This is a genomic window from Dysosmobacter segnis, from assembly GCF_014297285.1.
Taxonomy (GTDB): Bacteria; Bacillota; Clostridia; order Oscillospirales; family Oscillospiraceae; genus Oscillibacter; species Oscillibacter segnis.
Map to the genome: position 1 here is coordinate 41,658 of NZ_JACOQI010000005.1, position 14,942 is coordinate 56,599.

General features: G+C 51.8%; 19 protein-coding genes. 4 read left to right on the forward strand and 15 right to left on the reverse strand.

The genetic code is table 11. From position 1 onward, the window contains the following. Positions 1-10: 10 nt before the first annotated feature. The 15 genes from H8Z83_RS06750 to H8Z83_RS06820 all read right to left on the reverse strand — a co-directional run bounded on the left by H8Z83_RS06750 (position 11) and on the right by H8Z83_RS06820 (position 11,056). Complete coding sequence (locus tag H8Z83_RS06750; protein ID WP_148341899.1) at positions 11-658, reverse strand: hypothetical protein; 648 nt, start codon at positions 656-658, stop codon at positions 11-13. A gap of 17 nt (positions 659-675) precedes the next feature. Then, positions 676-1,275 carry a hypothetical protein gene (locus tag H8Z83_RS06755; RefSeq protein WP_147561688.1) on the reverse strand — a complete coding sequence of 200 codons (600 nt, stop codon included), beginning with the start codon at positions 1,273-1,275 and terminating at the stop codon, positions 676-678. Between the two features lie 3 nt (positions 1,276-1,278). Next, positions 1,279-1,620, reverse strand: a complete 342-nt coding sequence (locus H8Z83_RS06760) for a hypothetical protein (protein ID WP_108979774.1) — start codon at positions 1,618-1,620, stop codon at positions 1,279-1,281. Positions 1,621-1,637: 17 nt separating this feature from the next. Then, positions 1,638-2,114: a hypothetical protein gene (locus tag H8Z83_RS06765; RefSeq protein WP_108979775.1), complete on the reverse strand. Its 477-nt coding sequence runs from the start codon at positions 2,112-2,114 to the stop codon at positions 1,638-1,640. Between the two features lie 4 nt (positions 2,115-2,118). Further along, a complete protein-coding gene (locus H8Z83_RS06770) occupies positions 2,119-2,472 on the reverse strand; it encodes a hypothetical protein (protein WP_118625530.1) in 354 nt (117 codons plus the stop codon). After that, a complete protein-coding gene (locus H8Z83_RS06775; protein WP_177693566.1) occupies positions 2,450-2,779 on the reverse strand; it encodes a hypothetical protein in 330 nt (109 codons plus the stop codon). The genes H8Z83_RS06770 and H8Z83_RS06775 overlap by 23 nt, the downstream gene beginning before the upstream one ends. Before the next feature lie 18 nt (positions 2,780-2,797). Further along, on the reverse strand, positions 2,798-4,981 hold the full coding sequence (locus H8Z83_RS06780; RefSeq protein ID WP_187014346.1) for a vWA domain-containing protein: 2,184 nt from the start codon (positions 4,979-4,981) through the stop codon (positions 2,798-2,800). A gap of 15 nt (positions 4,982-4,996) precedes the next feature. Further along, positions 4,997-5,332 carry a hypothetical protein gene (locus H8Z83_RS06785; protein ID WP_187014347.1) on the reverse strand — a complete coding sequence of 112 codons (336 nt, stop codon included), beginning with the start codon at positions 5,330-5,332 and terminating at the stop codon, positions 4,997-4,999. An 18-nt stretch (positions 5,333-5,350) separates the two neighbouring features. Further along, complete coding sequence (locus H8Z83_RS06790) at positions 5,351-7,159, reverse strand: AAA family ATPase (RefSeq protein WP_147561700.1); 1,809 nt, start codon at positions 7,157-7,159, stop codon at positions 5,351-5,353. A 24-nt stretch (positions 7,160-7,183) separates the two neighbouring features. Next, complete coding sequence (locus H8Z83_RS06795; protein ID WP_187014348.1) at positions 7,184-7,699, reverse strand: hypothetical protein; 516 nt, start codon at positions 7,697-7,699, stop codon at positions 7,184-7,186. 400 nt (positions 7,700-8,099) lie between these two features. Beyond that, positions 8,100-8,531 carry a single-stranded DNA-binding protein gene (locus tag H8Z83_RS06800; protein WP_118625518.1) on the reverse strand — a complete coding sequence of 144 codons (432 nt, stop codon included), beginning with the start codon at positions 8,529-8,531 and terminating at the stop codon, positions 8,100-8,102. Positions 8,532-8,783: 252 nt separating this feature from the next. Then, positions 8,784-9,239 (reverse strand): hypothetical protein, encoded by a 456-nt coding sequence (locus H8Z83_RS06805; protein WP_187014349.1) that lies wholly within the window; start codon positions 9,237-9,239, stop codon positions 8,784-8,786. A gap of 78 nt (positions 9,240-9,317) precedes the next feature. Next, positions 9,318-10,004, reverse strand: a complete 687-nt coding sequence (locus H8Z83_RS06810) for a hypothetical protein (RefSeq protein ID WP_187014350.1) — start codon at positions 10,002-10,004, stop codon at positions 9,318-9,320. Positions 10,005-10,067: 63 nt separating this feature from the next. Further along, positions 10,068-10,619 carry a sigma-70 family RNA polymerase sigma factor gene (locus tag H8Z83_RS06815; RefSeq protein WP_187014351.1) on the reverse strand — a complete coding sequence of 184 codons (552 nt, stop codon included), beginning with the start codon at positions 10,617-10,619 and terminating at the stop codon, positions 10,068-10,070. A 14-nt stretch (positions 10,620-10,633) separates the two neighbouring features. Beyond that, positions 10,634-11,056, reverse strand: coding sequence for a zinc-finger-containing protein (locus tag H8Z83_RS06820; protein WP_226907839.1), 423 nt, complete (start codon positions 11,054-11,056; stop codon positions 10,634-10,636). Positions 11,057-11,316: 260 nt separating this feature from the next. On the opposite strand from H8Z83_RS06820, the gene H8Z83_RS06825 reads away from it, so the two are divergent. The 4 genes from H8Z83_RS06825 (at position 11,317) to H8Z83_RS06840 (ending at position 14,938) form a co-directional block, all read left to right on the forward strand. Further along, on the forward strand, positions 11,317-11,910 hold the full coding sequence (locus H8Z83_RS06825; protein ID WP_147561711.1) for a helix-turn-helix domain-containing protein: 594 nt from the start codon (positions 11,317-11,319) through the stop codon (positions 11,908-11,910). Beyond that, a complete protein-coding gene (locus H8Z83_RS06830; protein ID WP_187014352.1) occupies positions 11,897-12,706 on the forward strand; it encodes a HipA domain-containing protein in 810 nt (269 codons plus the stop codon). The genes H8Z83_RS06825 and H8Z83_RS06830 overlap by 14 nt, the downstream gene beginning before the upstream one ends. 230 nt (positions 12,707-12,936) lie before the next feature. Further along, positions 12,937-13,926 (forward strand): helix-turn-helix transcriptional regulator, encoded by a 990-nt coding sequence (locus tag H8Z83_RS06835; protein ID WP_187014353.1) that lies wholly within the window; start codon positions 12,937-12,939, stop codon positions 13,924-13,926. A 31-nt stretch (positions 13,927-13,957) separates the two neighbouring features. Further along, positions 13,958-14,938 (forward strand): hypothetical protein, encoded by a 981-nt coding sequence (locus H8Z83_RS06840; RefSeq protein WP_187014354.1) that lies wholly within the window; start codon positions 13,958-13,960, stop codon positions 14,936-14,938. Positions 14,939-14,942: the final 4 nt, after the last annotated feature.

Below are 14,942 nucleotides of genomic sequence, written 5' to 3' on the forward strand. Positions count from 1 at the left end.
GGCACCTCCCTTACTGCTGCGCCGCAGCACGCTGGTCATCCAGCAGCTTCCTAGCGTCGCGGATCAGTTTCGGGCCGAAGGTCAGCTCCCACGACTCGATGAACCGGGCCGTGCGGTAGACGATGTTGAAGAAGTCCAGGTCATTGATGTTCACATACACCGAGCGCTGCTTCTTGTAAGTGCCAGACTTGATGTGAGTGCCACCGGTAGGTGTCTTCTCCTTCACGGCACGGCCGTTCTCCACGATAATGCACCAGGGATAATTCCGGCGCTTACCGTCGTTGCCGACCGACGCACGCTTGATCGACAGTTTCGTCACAGTGCTCAGGCCATTCTCATCGGGGTCGCCGAAGATCTTCTCCTCAGTGAAATCGAAACGGTCCAGGTCATTCTGCATCCGGCTCAGCACGAAGGGGAAAAAGCCGGGAGACAGATTGGCCGTGACTCGGACGGTCTTATCGCCTTTACCGTTGGAGTAATCCTGCAGCACGACGCCAATGCAGGAGTAGGCCCGGAACCCGTCCGACTGCTCCTCGCCCTGAGCGTGCATGTGTGCGTAGTACTCAACCGGTGCTGGCTTGAGCTTGTCCGTGAACTCACACAGTTTCTTATTGGTCATGTAGATTGCGATCTGATTCTGAATACGGTTGTCTTCCACTTGGACATCCCTCACTTTCAATCTTCATAGAGCAAGTCGTTGAACTCGCTGACATAAGTAGCTTCCGGCGTGAACTCCGTCGAAGTCACCTTGGCCCCGTCCACCGTGATCGTGTAGTAGGACATGCCGCCCTCGACCACAGCGAACATCTTGCCGTCCAAGTGATAGCCTCGTTCAGATAACCACCCGGCAATGAGCTCGATCCAGTCCGTGATATAGTAGGACTTCTCAGCCTCATTCCATCCCAGATAGGAGCGGCCATTGTTCGGATCGTTAAGCAAGACAAGGTCACAGTACAGGCTCGGGCACGGATTGGGCGGCTTATTCATGCTGAATTTATTGTCGAGTCCTTCCGGATATGGGCCGGCCTCATGAAGTCTTCGATTGAGATCAGGCGTCTCCACGGGAATGAAGAATGCGCCTTCCTCACCGAAGTCTCCGTCGCCAAACAGGCTCATAGGCTTTCGGTCCTCCAGATCAGGAAACAGCGTATGGAGCGTCTTCACATTGCGCTTCATATGCCGAATGTCCATGAATTGCTTGAGTCTGGTAGCCAGCGGCTCCTCAACGCAGGGTGTGATGCGGATCGCGCCGGTGAAATCTGTATTTGTTCCCATACCTTACCTCCCGGCTGTCCTGGAGTATCTCTCCAGGACAGCTTTGTCATAGCGGCAGATCGGGATCTCAACATATCCACTGCGGCGCTTCTCCACCACTTCCGTGATGAAGCCGATCGACTTCAGGAAAGCCAAAAGGCCAGTGTTTTCGCTGTAGTCCTTCACGGCAATGCAGCCCAGAGGGACTTCATCGCTCAAGTTCGCGGTTACATCCATCAGCGGCTCAGCACCTTCAGGCTCCTGCTTGGCGATACCGATATACGGCGTGCCGGAAAGAGCGCGGGAGTTGTAGAAGAAGCACTGCGGGCAATCCAGATACGGGGTCTTCAAATGAAACAATTCCATAATTGACGGGGCTCCTCTCAATAGTGATAATCCAGGGTTCCGCCAAAATAAAAGGACCCGCTGAGATCTGTCTCGCGAATCCATTCATCAAGGCTTTTCAGTTCGTCATTGAAGTAGACATAGAGGCTGAACTTATCCTGATAGTGCTCGTTCAGCTTATACATGGCCATGCCGATGTCGTACTTGGCCTCTCCTACGAAGGCGTCCAGCGAGATGCCGGTCAGCTCACAGGCCTTATCCAGGAATGCATGGTACTGTCTTTCGAAGTACTTCTGCTTGGCTTTCGGCTTAAATGTGAAGCTCTTACCATCCTCCGCCACATCCACAACTCTGGCCACAGCATCGAGGAACCACTTGATGTCGTGATCCCGGTCCGTGTCAGCATCCGTGTAGTCAGCAATGGAGTGGTAAAACCAGTCAGGGACAGAACTCTCGCACATGCGCTCATGCTTCAAAATGGGATCCTTGCTCAGTTCAATGATTCTGCTATGCATGTCCTCACCCCCTCTCTTCAATATCCATATCCATCACAGAAGACGGCGCCTTCCGATAATCAGGATCGCTTTTGAAGATGCAATGGGGGTTATCACAACGATCGCCCAAATAGCACGGGAGCTTGTCTACCTCATGATAGAACGGGTGGCAGTAGTAGCCGATCCGCTCATCAATGGCATTGATAGCATTCTCCACGATGTTGGCGATCATCAAGTCATCCCACTGGGGAATGGATAACTCAAACTTCCTCGGTGGCGCTGACTTGGCCGTTAGAGCAACGATGAGCTCATAGGCAGCATTGTTGATGACATCCTTCTTGGTCTTGCAATACCAGTCAAAATCTACTTTTCTCTTCATCTGCTTTCTCCTTGTCTTCGACATCATGCCGCCGCAGAGGGCAGTGCTTGTTATCGCACTCGTCCGTCAGGTAGCAAGGCACCTCATCACAGTAGAAAGGATGGCAGGTATAGCCGACCTTTTCTATGATGATCTCCTTGACCGCATCAACCACTTCGCCGATGATCGCCATATCCCAGTTTGGGGTAGCAGGATCATCCTCTAAAGAGGCACCGGGGTCTTCCGCCGTCAGGACGCCGATCAGCTGGTAGGCAGCGTTGTCGATCGTATCATTTCGCTCGCACAGGTAATTCTCAAAGTTCTGCATTTCTCCACACCTCCCTTCTCATCGAGGGAGGCTACGCACGATCAGGTTCGTCAGCATCACCGGCAGTTCTTGGAGATTGGTGATGTCCAAATAGCCATCACCATAGATCCGCTCAATTCGCGGGCGGTCTTCACCAATGGCTGCCGCGTAGATTTTGACACCTTTTCGCGCATACTCCAGTTTGATCCCACGCAGATCAGCTTCTGCTGCAGATCCGGAGTAACCGTCATCATTTGGCTGCCCATCGCAGATGATCATGAGGATTTTCACCTCAGATGTCTGCTTAGAGAGTTTTTCCGCCACAAAGCGCAACGCGGCGCCGTCGCGGTTACAGTCTCTGGCACTCATGTCCATCAGCCGATAGCGGTTATTCTTATCGTAGGTATCGAAATCCGAGTAGGAAAACAGTTCAACATGTGAGCTCCAGGCGGTATGACCAACGACCAGCAGCGGGATGCCAAGCGACTCGCAGAAGTCCTGAATCACAATGGCAGTTGCTCGGGCTCTGGTAATGCGATCATTTGAACACATAGAGCCACTCTCGTCGATGAGCAGGCCAACGGAAAGGTTGATCGGCTCAGTCGGAAGCCGGGAGTTGTAGAAGATGCGTCCGTCAGTCCGGTGCAAGGCGTGCTGATTCAGTCGCTTGCCGATCAGAAGACCGGTCTGCTTGCCGCCCTGCCGCTGATCACGAAGCGCTGTGCTAACACTACGCTGCAGGCGCTTTGAGAGCATCAAAAGATCGGGAGCCACGCGGTTATAGCTGTCAATGAGGTTCTGATCCACGCGAGCCATACGGTTGACCGTGATGTGGATATTGCGGTGCGCGTTGCCATATCGGATGGAATTTGCCTCACGCTGGAGTTCTTCAGAGAGTTCTTCCTCTAGTTCCTCTGTGACTTTTTCCTCCGCCATATGCTCCAAAAGCCGTTCAATGTCCTCTGCTGCGTGCTCGTAGTCATAGCCGTCATACTCGCTGTTCTGATCCACACCGCCACTGCCGCTGCTTGTGATACTATTCGTCAGATGGGCAGCAATGCGGTCACTCTCTTCCGAAATCACACGCTCGGCCTGTGCCCGGATGGCATTCATCTGCCCAGGATCGGGCGTGAAGGAGCCATTGCTCGGGACAGGTGTCGTCTTCATCGTGAAGTTAGGCGCCGCCTTAGGGAGTTGGCTGGAGAGGTCTTCCTCAACCGCCTGCTTACCCTGCTGCAATCCATTATCGTCTTCATCATCCCCGCTACCAGACTGGCCAGGGGTAGGAACGCCTCCGGAACCACTACCGCTACCGACTCCTTTCTGCTGCTGAGCCTGCTGTTGCGCCTGTTTCTGCTTATCTCGCAGAGCGTCAAAGCAGCGCTGCATCATTGGCCAGAGATCTATCAGGATCTTGCTCACGGTCTCACAGCGGGATCTGGCATCGTCGTCGTAAACACACTCATCGACCAGAGGAATGTACTGGTAGAGTTTGTCAATGAACTCACCGGTGTAGCCTGACAGGTTATTGACCTCGTGTGCCCGGATATACTGGATCAGGAGGTTGAGTACGATACTGTGGTCATAATACTTGCGATTGATCATCTCACTGATCTCCGGCACGGTATCCGCGAAGCGCAGGTTATTGAGTGCGATCCCTTTGGCGGGGGAGCCAGGAAACTCATAGGAGTACCTGGCATCCACATATCCGTCTTCCAAGATGTTCTGCAGCGCGTGCGCCACACTCATGATGACCTGATAAGGAACCGTGTCGGTCTCATCGAGAACTGCTTCGAGGATGTCGCGTGCATGGAGCTTTTGCATACTGTCCAGACCGTCAGGCATCTTCGGGTAGAATTTGCCCTTCTCCAGTTTGCTGAAGTAGCTGTTCCAAATGCGGTTATCGGTGAACAGGTTGTGTCCACACTCATGCGCATTGAAGCCCTCCAGACTCATGGAGCGCAGCAGTCGGGTCGGTAAGCTCCAGGTGATGTGGTTGCAGGCATTGATATAAATGCCGTGGTAATCCGTAAAGGCCACGGTATCATCGTCATGGTCTGCCACAACACGCACGCGCAGCGGCCGCTTATAGCGTTTCGTTGCCGCCTCGGCAAGGTCGGTCAGATAGCCGTTATAGGCTCTTGAGGAGAAGAACTCCTCATCTGATATCTTGCTTTTTGCGTCAAGGATCCGCTTTCGGATCTGTCGATGTGATGTTCTCATACGCGGTTCCTCCAATCACGCCGGGACACTGTCACAGGTGACGGGGATATCTTTGAGCATCGCTGAGAGCGTTTCACACATCTCCTCGAAGGGCTGCTGGGGGTAGAACCAGAACAGGTGCTGCTGGACGCCGGCCACGCTGATAATCAGCGGCATCTTCCCGGAGGGAGGATAGTTCCGCATAGGCTCAACGAGCACGCCAGACGCAGCAGGGCCGAGTGCCATGTCGATGACCCACTTCACGAGCCTTGCGGCCTCGTCGGAGGTCGTGGCCCGATCTGCGGGCAGGTCATAGCAGGCCAAAGCAACCGCGACGGCAAAACGGACAAAGGATTCTCTTTCGACTTTCATCAATAAACACCTCTTTCGTCAAATTGTTCTTGAGTACTGGGGCTCCAAACACGAAGAGATCAGCTCGGCACGATTATCCGGATCCGCAGAGGCAGAGGAAATGATGGTGGACAAGGCTGACTCATACGGGTCATGAGTTACCATGGTGGACAGCACCCAACTCTTGAACTCACGCATACCGCAGCTGCCGTCCGTAATCATGGTCTGGCGGCAGCGCTCAGCGACGTCACGCACGACAATGGCCATCTTCGTCGCCTCCTGCTCATCGGTAAAACCGGTGACATTCATGACGCGTTTCACCATCGTGTTCAAGTCGGGAGCTTCCATGTCATAGATCAGATCCATACGGGAAATCACGCTCTGGTTCATGTCGCGACATCCGGAGTAGTCCGAGTTGGTCGTGACTACGATCACCGTATCCGGATGACGTTTTACACGCTCTCCGGTGGGCAGAGTAATCACCTGGCAGTTATCCAGCAGAGAGTTCAAGCCGACCAGAACGCCGGGGTTTGCGATACAGGAAGGCTCCTGCAATTCACAAACATAGCCGTGCCGGATCGCCTCAACGAGAGGTGTATCCACATAGCGGATGCGCTGGCCGGGTGTTTCTTCCTTCTCCACCAGATTTCCAACAGCAATCTCGATGAGCTTCTGCAGCACATCGTCTTCCGTCTTCTCCTCGTCGTACTCACCGGTCAGCATCATATAGACACTGGGCGGATGCATGGTGATGTCGGAGATCTTCGGGAGATCCTCGATAGGAGTACTGCCATGAAAGCCGTTGGTATCAGGAATAAACTGTCCAACTAGGTCGGTGATCTCCGTGTTGGCGCTGCAGGTCATAAGCGTGTAGGGCAGATTGAGCCCTGCTGCGATTGCCTGTGCGCCCATGGTCTTGCCGGTACCAGCCTCGCCCCGGAACAGGAAGTTACGCATTGGCTGGCTGGATGCCGTAGTGACTTTGGCGTGCTCACAGACACGGACGACCTCTTTGGGGATGATGTACCAGTCGGGCAGCGTGGGCACCATTGCCAGCTCTCGTGCCGTAAGAGTACGGTTGGAGAGCGCGTACTTGGCTACAAAATCCTCCTTCTGGAAGGAAGACGCTTTCGCCGTAGGTGTCCCGGACATCTGCATGATGGTGAACTCCCCATAAGAGGCGCCGGTGGGAGCGTAGTTGCCGCTGTCCATGGCCATCTGGGTAATGACGGAGATATTGCCAGTCGTAGGGATGGAGATCTTGACGCCATCAGAACCCAGCTGCTTACTGTTCTCAATGCGACGGTAGACATTATCACAGAGAGTCAGTGCGCATTCGAATGCCGCATCCATATCTGCCCAGCCACTCTCAAGGAGGGAGACAAACTCCTGGAACTTCTGCCGGAACTCGTCATCCTCGTTGAGGACGGGCATGAGGCAGAACAGGAGGCCCGAACCGGTGCCGTTGCCGGCACCAACAGAATAGGGCTTCAAGGCCTGTGTGCCGTCCTCCACCTGTGCGGCATTGAATTTGCCGGTGACGGGGTTGAAGACCACACAGTCCGTCTTGTTGGCGGATCGATACTCACTGATGCGGTAAGTAGTGCCCTGATGCCCGATGGCGCCGAGGCCATCGACACTCTGCCCATTCTCCGTTGCGCTCACCAGCTTGGCGTATGCGAGCAAGGCCCGCATCGTAGGCGCATGGAGCGTGGACTTCTGAGCTGTACTGGATGTGTTGTACTGGGAAAAGCCCATCGACTTGGATCCGGCATATTTCGGGTCGTCAAAGGGCGCCGGTTGCTGGAGACGGAAGCTCCAAGCTTCAAACAGTTTGGTCTTAGCCATAATCACACCTCATTGAAAAATAAGTTAGGCCCAGGACACGGTGAGTTCCTGGTTACACACTTCAGCGGCAATGTCATCTTCGCGTGCCAGAACACACAGATCCTCCCACGCAGGACGGGGCGGAAAGTCGGGGATGGTATCCACCGGCTGCTGCTTACCACTGGCTGTGACGAAGACATCTCCGTTCTCCTTGATGGTCAGGCGCTTGTGGCCTTGCACATTCAGCTCGTCAATCAAAGCGCTGAGCAATGCGATGCCTTTCTGCGTGTACCACTGCTTCACATCGCTGCGATCCAGGATGTCCTGCTCTTCAAGGTCCTCATCGTTGTGCGGCTGCAATTCAGCCTCCGCAAGAGGAACCATCTGGACCAGGGCGATCTCCAACTTTCCAGTGGCGCTCAGCGTCACCTCACCGAAGTTGAATGGATCACAGTGATAGAGCTTGATGCGTTTGGTGCAACCCTTGCTGATCTCCTCGGAGCTCGGACGAGCCTCCCAGAGCCATGCGACCGTGGGATAGCTCTGCTTCAGCTGCTCCATGATTCGATAATTGACCTGTCTGAGCAAGCTCAGTCGGGTATCATCATCTGCTTCTTGCGGAGTCTCCGTAAGCGGTTTGGTCTCCTGCTTCGCAGGAAAGGCCTTTTGCTCTGCGGGCATCTTTTTGCAGTGTTTTCTGTGCGAGCGAAATAGCTTCGAGATCACGAAACACACCCAGACAAAAAGCGCAGCGCAAGCGATCCATTGGAATATGGGGCGCTTGAAGATCGCGCAGAGAAACAGACAGGGTACAACAAGAACCCTCAGCAGGGTCCATGCGTCAATTCGGCTTTTGACAGCCACAAATAGTCAGTCCTTTCGTATGTAGATTTTGGAATGGACAAAACAAAATGGGCTGCAAGCATTCACAACACTTACAGCCCATATATGTATGTCCAGATCAGAGGGGGAGGTCGTCATCGTCATCGCCACTTGGAATCGTCTGCTCCGGGCGTACCTTACCGGTGCTCTTCTGTGCGGTTTTTGCCGTACCCTGCGAAGAGTCCGCCTCATCGCCTTTCGGCTTTGAACCAGTAAAGTGCCACTCGAGGACACCGACATCCGCAGAGATCTGACGGATGCCCTCATCCGTCTCGTAGGGACGCAGATTCAGATTACCGATGATCTCGATCAGACGGCCCTTCTTGATGCCGGCCTTCTGCATCCGATTGGCGATGTACTCGCTTGCGGTGCAGTTGAAGAAAGAGGCGTTATCCTGATTTCCATATTTTGTGTTGACCACAAATCGGAATGTGCAGTAGTCTCCATTCTTTCCGCTCTTGATCTCCGGATCGGTGACCAGACGGCCCTCCATAATGATGGTTGCGTGCATAATCCTTTTCCTTTCTGCCTTACGGCTTAAAATATTCCAAACGCCTTACGACGCATGGTACAAAGTCATCCAGCCGAAGCCGGATAAAGAAAAAGACAGAGGCGGATGGCAATAGAGTCACAATCCACGATTCTGCCTGATATGCCTGCGTGGTTGGTCACAGGCTCACATCTTAAAAAGCTCCAGTTGGAGGATCAATCTAATAAAGAACACAGTAAGCATATCATCCGCTTCGGCGCCCTTCCAGAATACCTAAATCTGCTTTCCTGACGAAAAAGACAGCTCCTCATGACCAAGTACGACGATGGCCGGCTGGAGGATTTCTGGGAGTTCAATCTGGATCTCGGCGATCGGTTCCCGCTTGAGGTAGAAGCGATAGTCGGTTCCAATCTTGAGTTTGTATCGGCCTTCCAGGATTCTCTGCTCCAACGAGCCGTCTTCCAAAGCCAGCACGATCGTGTGCCGCTTCCTTGCATAGCCGGCCTGTTCCCGGACAAGCGTCCCTTCAATGCACTCATAGTGCTCTCCCTTGATCGTTCGATAGTAGTCGATGATCTTCACGCCTCCGGCAACAGCTACACCAGCTGATAGCATAAGGAGCGTATGGTCTTGGGAGACGAACGAGAGGATGATGCCGAGAATGGTAATGGCAAGGATCGTAAGAACCAACTTAGTGAACTTAGTTGCTATGGGTGGTGGCATTTTCATAACAGGTTCCTTTCTCTGTTTATAAGACAGTGGTAAAATCAAGCGCCCAGAAAGCGATGAAGCTTTCTGGGCTTGTATCTATGCGTGTTCCAAAATGACCTGGCGTGTCAGGTAGAGATTCGCTGTCGCCTCCAGGACATCGTGGCGGTAGTCTGAGAGGCTTGATGCGTTGTTCAGCCGCGCCTGATTGTCGGACTCCTCCGTGTAGATGGCGGAAATGACCTTGTCGGCCGAACTCACATCGTGCACATTGTTCTCAAAGCAGCGAACCAGCTCCGGTACGCTCAGCGGGGTCTGAAGCACCAGCTTCATGATCCTGCGCTCGGCAACCGAACTCTTCTCCGGCTGCAGCAGATAAACAGCCTCGAAGAAGTTTACCTTCTTCTGCTTGAGCAGCTTGGCTACATTCATGAGCTTCCGGGCACCCTGGACGCCTCGAAGAGGAATCACATAGGTGTCCGAAAGCATATTGTAGAGCGCATCCGCACCGGTGTATCCTACACCCTTGATGATGAGCTTGCGCTTAACCAGCATCTCCAGGGACTTATCAAAAGAGGAAGGTTCGATCTCTGTTTCCTCCATCTTGTCATAGAACTTTTTATGAAGCTCCTCATAGGTCAGTACATCCCACAGGAGCATACTCCAGAGACTGAACTCCGGAATGGAGACTGGCTGCAGCTTTCCCAGCCGCATGATATAAGGCATATTCTTGCCGTCTTCGCTTCTGATCTGATAACTGCCTGCAGCAGCATAAAATGTCATCATTGCTGTATCCTCCTTATCCGTTCTACACTTTTCTTACGAAGGTGGCTTGGGAAGAACAACAAATCAGCACAAAATTTCCATCAGGGCAGGTTCGTTCCGGAGCTTGCTGCGGGCTCGCGAGATCCATGCATTGACATTATTGACGGTGGTCCCGTAGAGATCTGCGATCTCAACAGACTCATATCCCTGCAGCTTCAGCTCAATGGCCTCGACGCCTTTCCGAGCAACACCCTGGTACTTCTCCTTACAGGCGCGCAACGCTGCCATAGCGGAATCGTCAGTGACCTCGGCCTCGAAGTCAACGGTGGTATGGGCAAGCAGATCAAAGAGTACCTCGCCCTCTTCAAAACCTGCATCTACACTTCTCTGGAGTCGGTAATTCATCGCACGGCAGTGATCGATAATGGCATTGTAGATATAGCGACATGCGAAGGGTGCGAATTCGCCGCTATCCGCCTGGTACTTCAAAGCGGCACGGCAGATGGCCTCACAACCGATGGCATAGAAGTCATCATAGGTCAATAGCGGTCTGTTGGGAACTGAGATTCTGGTTCGGATGACCCAGTTGACCAGATCCAGATGTTCCATTACAAGCTCATTCTGATAATCAGTCATGTCAGGCACCTCCTTTATGCGACACGATGGTTTCTTGCGAGCACTTCATCGCAAAGCCGGATGAGCTCCTTGCATCGGTACTCGCTGCACATTCCAATGTGGGCATCCTTCAGACTCAATCCAAAGGAGTCCGCAAACCAGCGGTAGGCATTCTCTCGTGTCATGATCCCGGTCTGCCAGATGCGGTCAAACTTCCGGTGCGCCTGGATGCGCAGGTTCCGGAGGTCTCCGTTCGCCGGCACGCCCATCGGCTGATTGGTGCCGGGATGCGCTGCCACATAGGTGTTGCACGCGGGGTAGTTGTGACAGACATAGAGTTTCCGATCGTTCTGGCAGTCGCGGTAGATCTCCGCTGCTGGTCTCAAGATCATGGCAGCTCCACAATGGGGGCAGCGGAAGGGCCTGCTGCGCTGTGCTCTGGTCTTTCTTTTTTTCAAAATGGTCATCTCCTTTTTTGCGTTCTACTAGAGTTCACTCAAAAAACAGGGGGGTACCCCCCGTCGCTTCGAAAAGAAATTTGTAAACTTTTTGTGAATGGATGTGAAAAGAGCTATTGCACGCAAAATGCAATAGCTCTTGAAGAGAAATACAGAGTTTTGTAACGTGGTCATGTGAAATTTGACACGTTGACCAGATTATGCTATAATGTATCAAAATTAAATTAGTTGCATATATTCAATGCGAAGGAAGGAGAACAATGGACTATAGAAAGCTATGTGTAGAACTGTTCGGTACTGACGATGAGGCCACACTTCGCAAGATCGCTGCAGAATATAGAAAGAAGAACACACGCAACGCTGGCCGGAAACGCAAAATAGCCGACGAAGATATCCACAAAATGAGGGCTATGCGCAACGCCGGCACATCCATGCAGGAACTGGCAAGGACATTTGGGCTCTCTCGTCAAACGGTTGAGCGATACCTAAACACAGCCGCAGGCGATGGCTGCACAATGCGCATCACTTATATGTTCAGAAGGCAGCCTTGTACGGTTATTGATGTAGACTTCCTTGACCAAAAGGTGGTCATCCAGAACAAAACGGATGACATTCTGCATCGTGCATTCGGTGTGCTGGAGCACCCAACCTGGAATGACTTTGAAAATTTCTTACGGGATCGCTGCTTTCCTCAGACACGCGGCAACTGCAAGGAACTGCTTCAAGAAATGGATCTAACGGATTATGATCCGTTGAAGATCGTAGAAAAGACGAAGGGTCGTTTAGCTGATGACGAAATGTGGTTAAGACTTCGTTATCTTCCGAGGAAGGAGATCATTTATGCAAGTCATTGATTTTACGAGCGCGGATAGAATTATGAGCGAAGGCCATACCTCAAAGGGTGACCAACCCAAATGGAAGCAGTCAGGCAATTGGTATAAAGCGGACCACATGGGATACGAAGCACTCTCGGAAATAATCGTTTCACGTTTGCTCACATGGTCAAATGCGGATGATTTCGTGGTTTATCAACCAGTGTTCATTCACTATAACGATAAAGTAATACCGGGATGCTCCAGCCGTGACTTCATGCGCAAAGATGAAATGCTGATTCCATTTGAACGGCTCCATCGCGCCTATGAAGGTCGCGGGCTTGCTCAGGCGCTAACAAAATTTGACTCTCCTGCGGCTCGAATTGCTTACACGGTTGATTTTGTTGAGCGCGTCACAAAGCTAACCGGTGTGGGAGCATATCTTACCGCTATCCTTGAATTGGACTGCCTGACGCTCAATGAAGATCGCCACACAAACAATCTCGCTGTATTGCGGAATGAAGAAACAAAGGAATTTCGCCTTTGTCCGATCTTTGATAATGGGCTCTCTCTTCTTTCAGATCTGAATGACTACCCGCTTACCGATGATCTATATACCTGTATTGAGCGAGTACAAGCGAAGCCTTTTGATTCGGATCATGTGGAGCAGGTGACGGCGGCTGAGCAACTCTATGGCAGACAACTCATCTTTCGCATATCGCATGGAGAACTGAGGTCAGAACTGAATTTGCTATCTGAAGCCTATTCTCCAGATATACTCCAAAGAGCGGAGCGTGTACTGCTTGAGCAGAAGCGAAAACACAGCTGGCTCTTTTAGACTACTTGACCAAAGAGAGCAGCCTCGAGGAACATCCGGATAACGATGCAATATTGGATAATCATATAAAGCCGTGGGTTGGATATCTGAGAGTACTCAACCCATGGCTTTCTTTTTTGCGATACAAATAACCATTATCAAAGGTTGTCCTTTCTATTGGACAGGTTTTATGCTATGATATCATTGCCTTGCAGAAAACGGCTTGACCGAGTTGAAAGGATGATGAACATATGCCTCGCTCCTCATTTCAGAAGCTGAAGATTATCTACATCATGGAGTACCTGCTGAAAAACTCGGACGAAGAGCATGCCGTGACCACCAGCCAAATCATTGCCTACCTGAAGTCCCACGATATTACCGCAGAGCGCAAGACGATCTATAGTGATATTGAAGCTCTGCGGGATTTTGGCTTGGACATCATCCAGGTATCTGAGGGGAACAATCACGGCTACTATATAGCAAGTCGGGACTTTGAACTGCCGGAACTCAAGCTCCTCGTGGATAGCGTCCAATCCTCGAAATTTATTACCCATAAGAAGACGCTGTCCCTGATCAAGAAAATCGAGAAGCTGGCCAGCATTCATAGCGCACAACTGCTCAACCGGCAGGTATTCGTGAAGAACAGGATCAAGACGATGAATGAGTCCATCTACTATAATGTCGATGAGATTCATAACGGCATCTCAAGTAATCGGAAGATCCGGTTCCTGTATTTCGAGTATAATGTCGCCAAGGAGCGCATGTACCGACATGGTGGAGCTTATTATGTTGTCAGCCCATTTGCAATGACATGGGACGATGAGAACTACTACATGGTGGCCTTTGATTCTGCTGCAGGGATCATCAAACACTACCGCGTCGATAAGATGGAAAAGATCACCGTTCTGGATGAAGAACGAGATGGTCAGGACGCTTACGAGGCGCTCGATATGGCCGTCTATGCGCGTAAGACATTCGGCATGTTCACCGGCGAGGAGGTCAAGGTTCATCTCCGTTTCGAAAATCATCTCGTGGGCGCCGTACTCGACCGTCTCGGGCGGGATGTGATCTTAGTCCCGGATGGAGAAGATCACTTTACAGTATGGACAGATGTGATCGTCAGCCCACAGTTCTTTGCGTGGCTCTGCGGATTTCAGACGGCGGCGAAGGTCATTGGGCCTGATGATGTAGTCAAGCAGATGGCGGAGCACGTCAAGTCGATCGCAGCACAGTACGAATAAAGCTTGAACCTTGGACGCGGAGGAACGGTATATGTCCTATCCAAAACCACTATCGGAGAAATCTCTAAACCGGCTATATATGCAGGCGGGTTTATCAACGGAAACATGTGCTTTCCTCCATTCTCTATTCGCCGCCTGTGCAAATCTATATGGCACCATCGCCCTTCGCGATGTATGGTCGGTTTATCAGGAGCTAAAAAGCGATGTGCCGCGGATTCATCGACGCGATCTTATCGCCTTTTCCTCTATTGTCCGTCGAGAGGTGCAACCCTATTGGGTTTATGAGATTGAAGAACTGTACACGGAAGAACCGCACAATGATCTGGATCGGCACATCGTATCAAAAGAATTGATTGGTGCTGGCTATGGTAAGATGTTTTCCTTCTATGCACTGATGGACGAGCGCGATGATCGCCCCTATTGTGTCCCCGATGATTTTCTCTCATATGCGGAACCAACAGCATCTGTAGAGGAGAAATCACTCGCAGATTTTATTGGGAACCTGAAGTCCACGGCGATGGAGTGCGCCCCAAAACAACGTAAAACCTATCCGAATGAGAATCGCGGGAAGAAATTAAACGAGTTTTCTTTTCTCAATTTGAACGAGCGGTTCAATTTGGATTATTACAAGAAAGTCCCCGCCACTTATTCTGCCCTGTTGGCAGAGTACAGCGGTACAGAGGCGGAAAAGATTATGCGGTTTCATCGGCGAGCCGAGAATGTTGGTCATCTGCGCACAACGGATATGATCCAGAATGTGCTGATTGAATTGTGCGAGGTAGGTGTCCGCCTGACGGAAAAGCAGCAAGATACTCTTATGCAGCTCATCGTGCAGTATCACAATGGAAGCCGCTTGTGGTGTACCTGCGGTTGGAAACCGGATGAGCTGGCAGCTAAGTTTAGCGGTATCGGAGCATTCCCTGGTCAGGAGGCATCATCTCCAGAGGGAATGATGGATGAGAAAGATATCATTCGCAAGATGAAAGAGTTGGGACTGAAGGTCTTGGAGTGAGCAA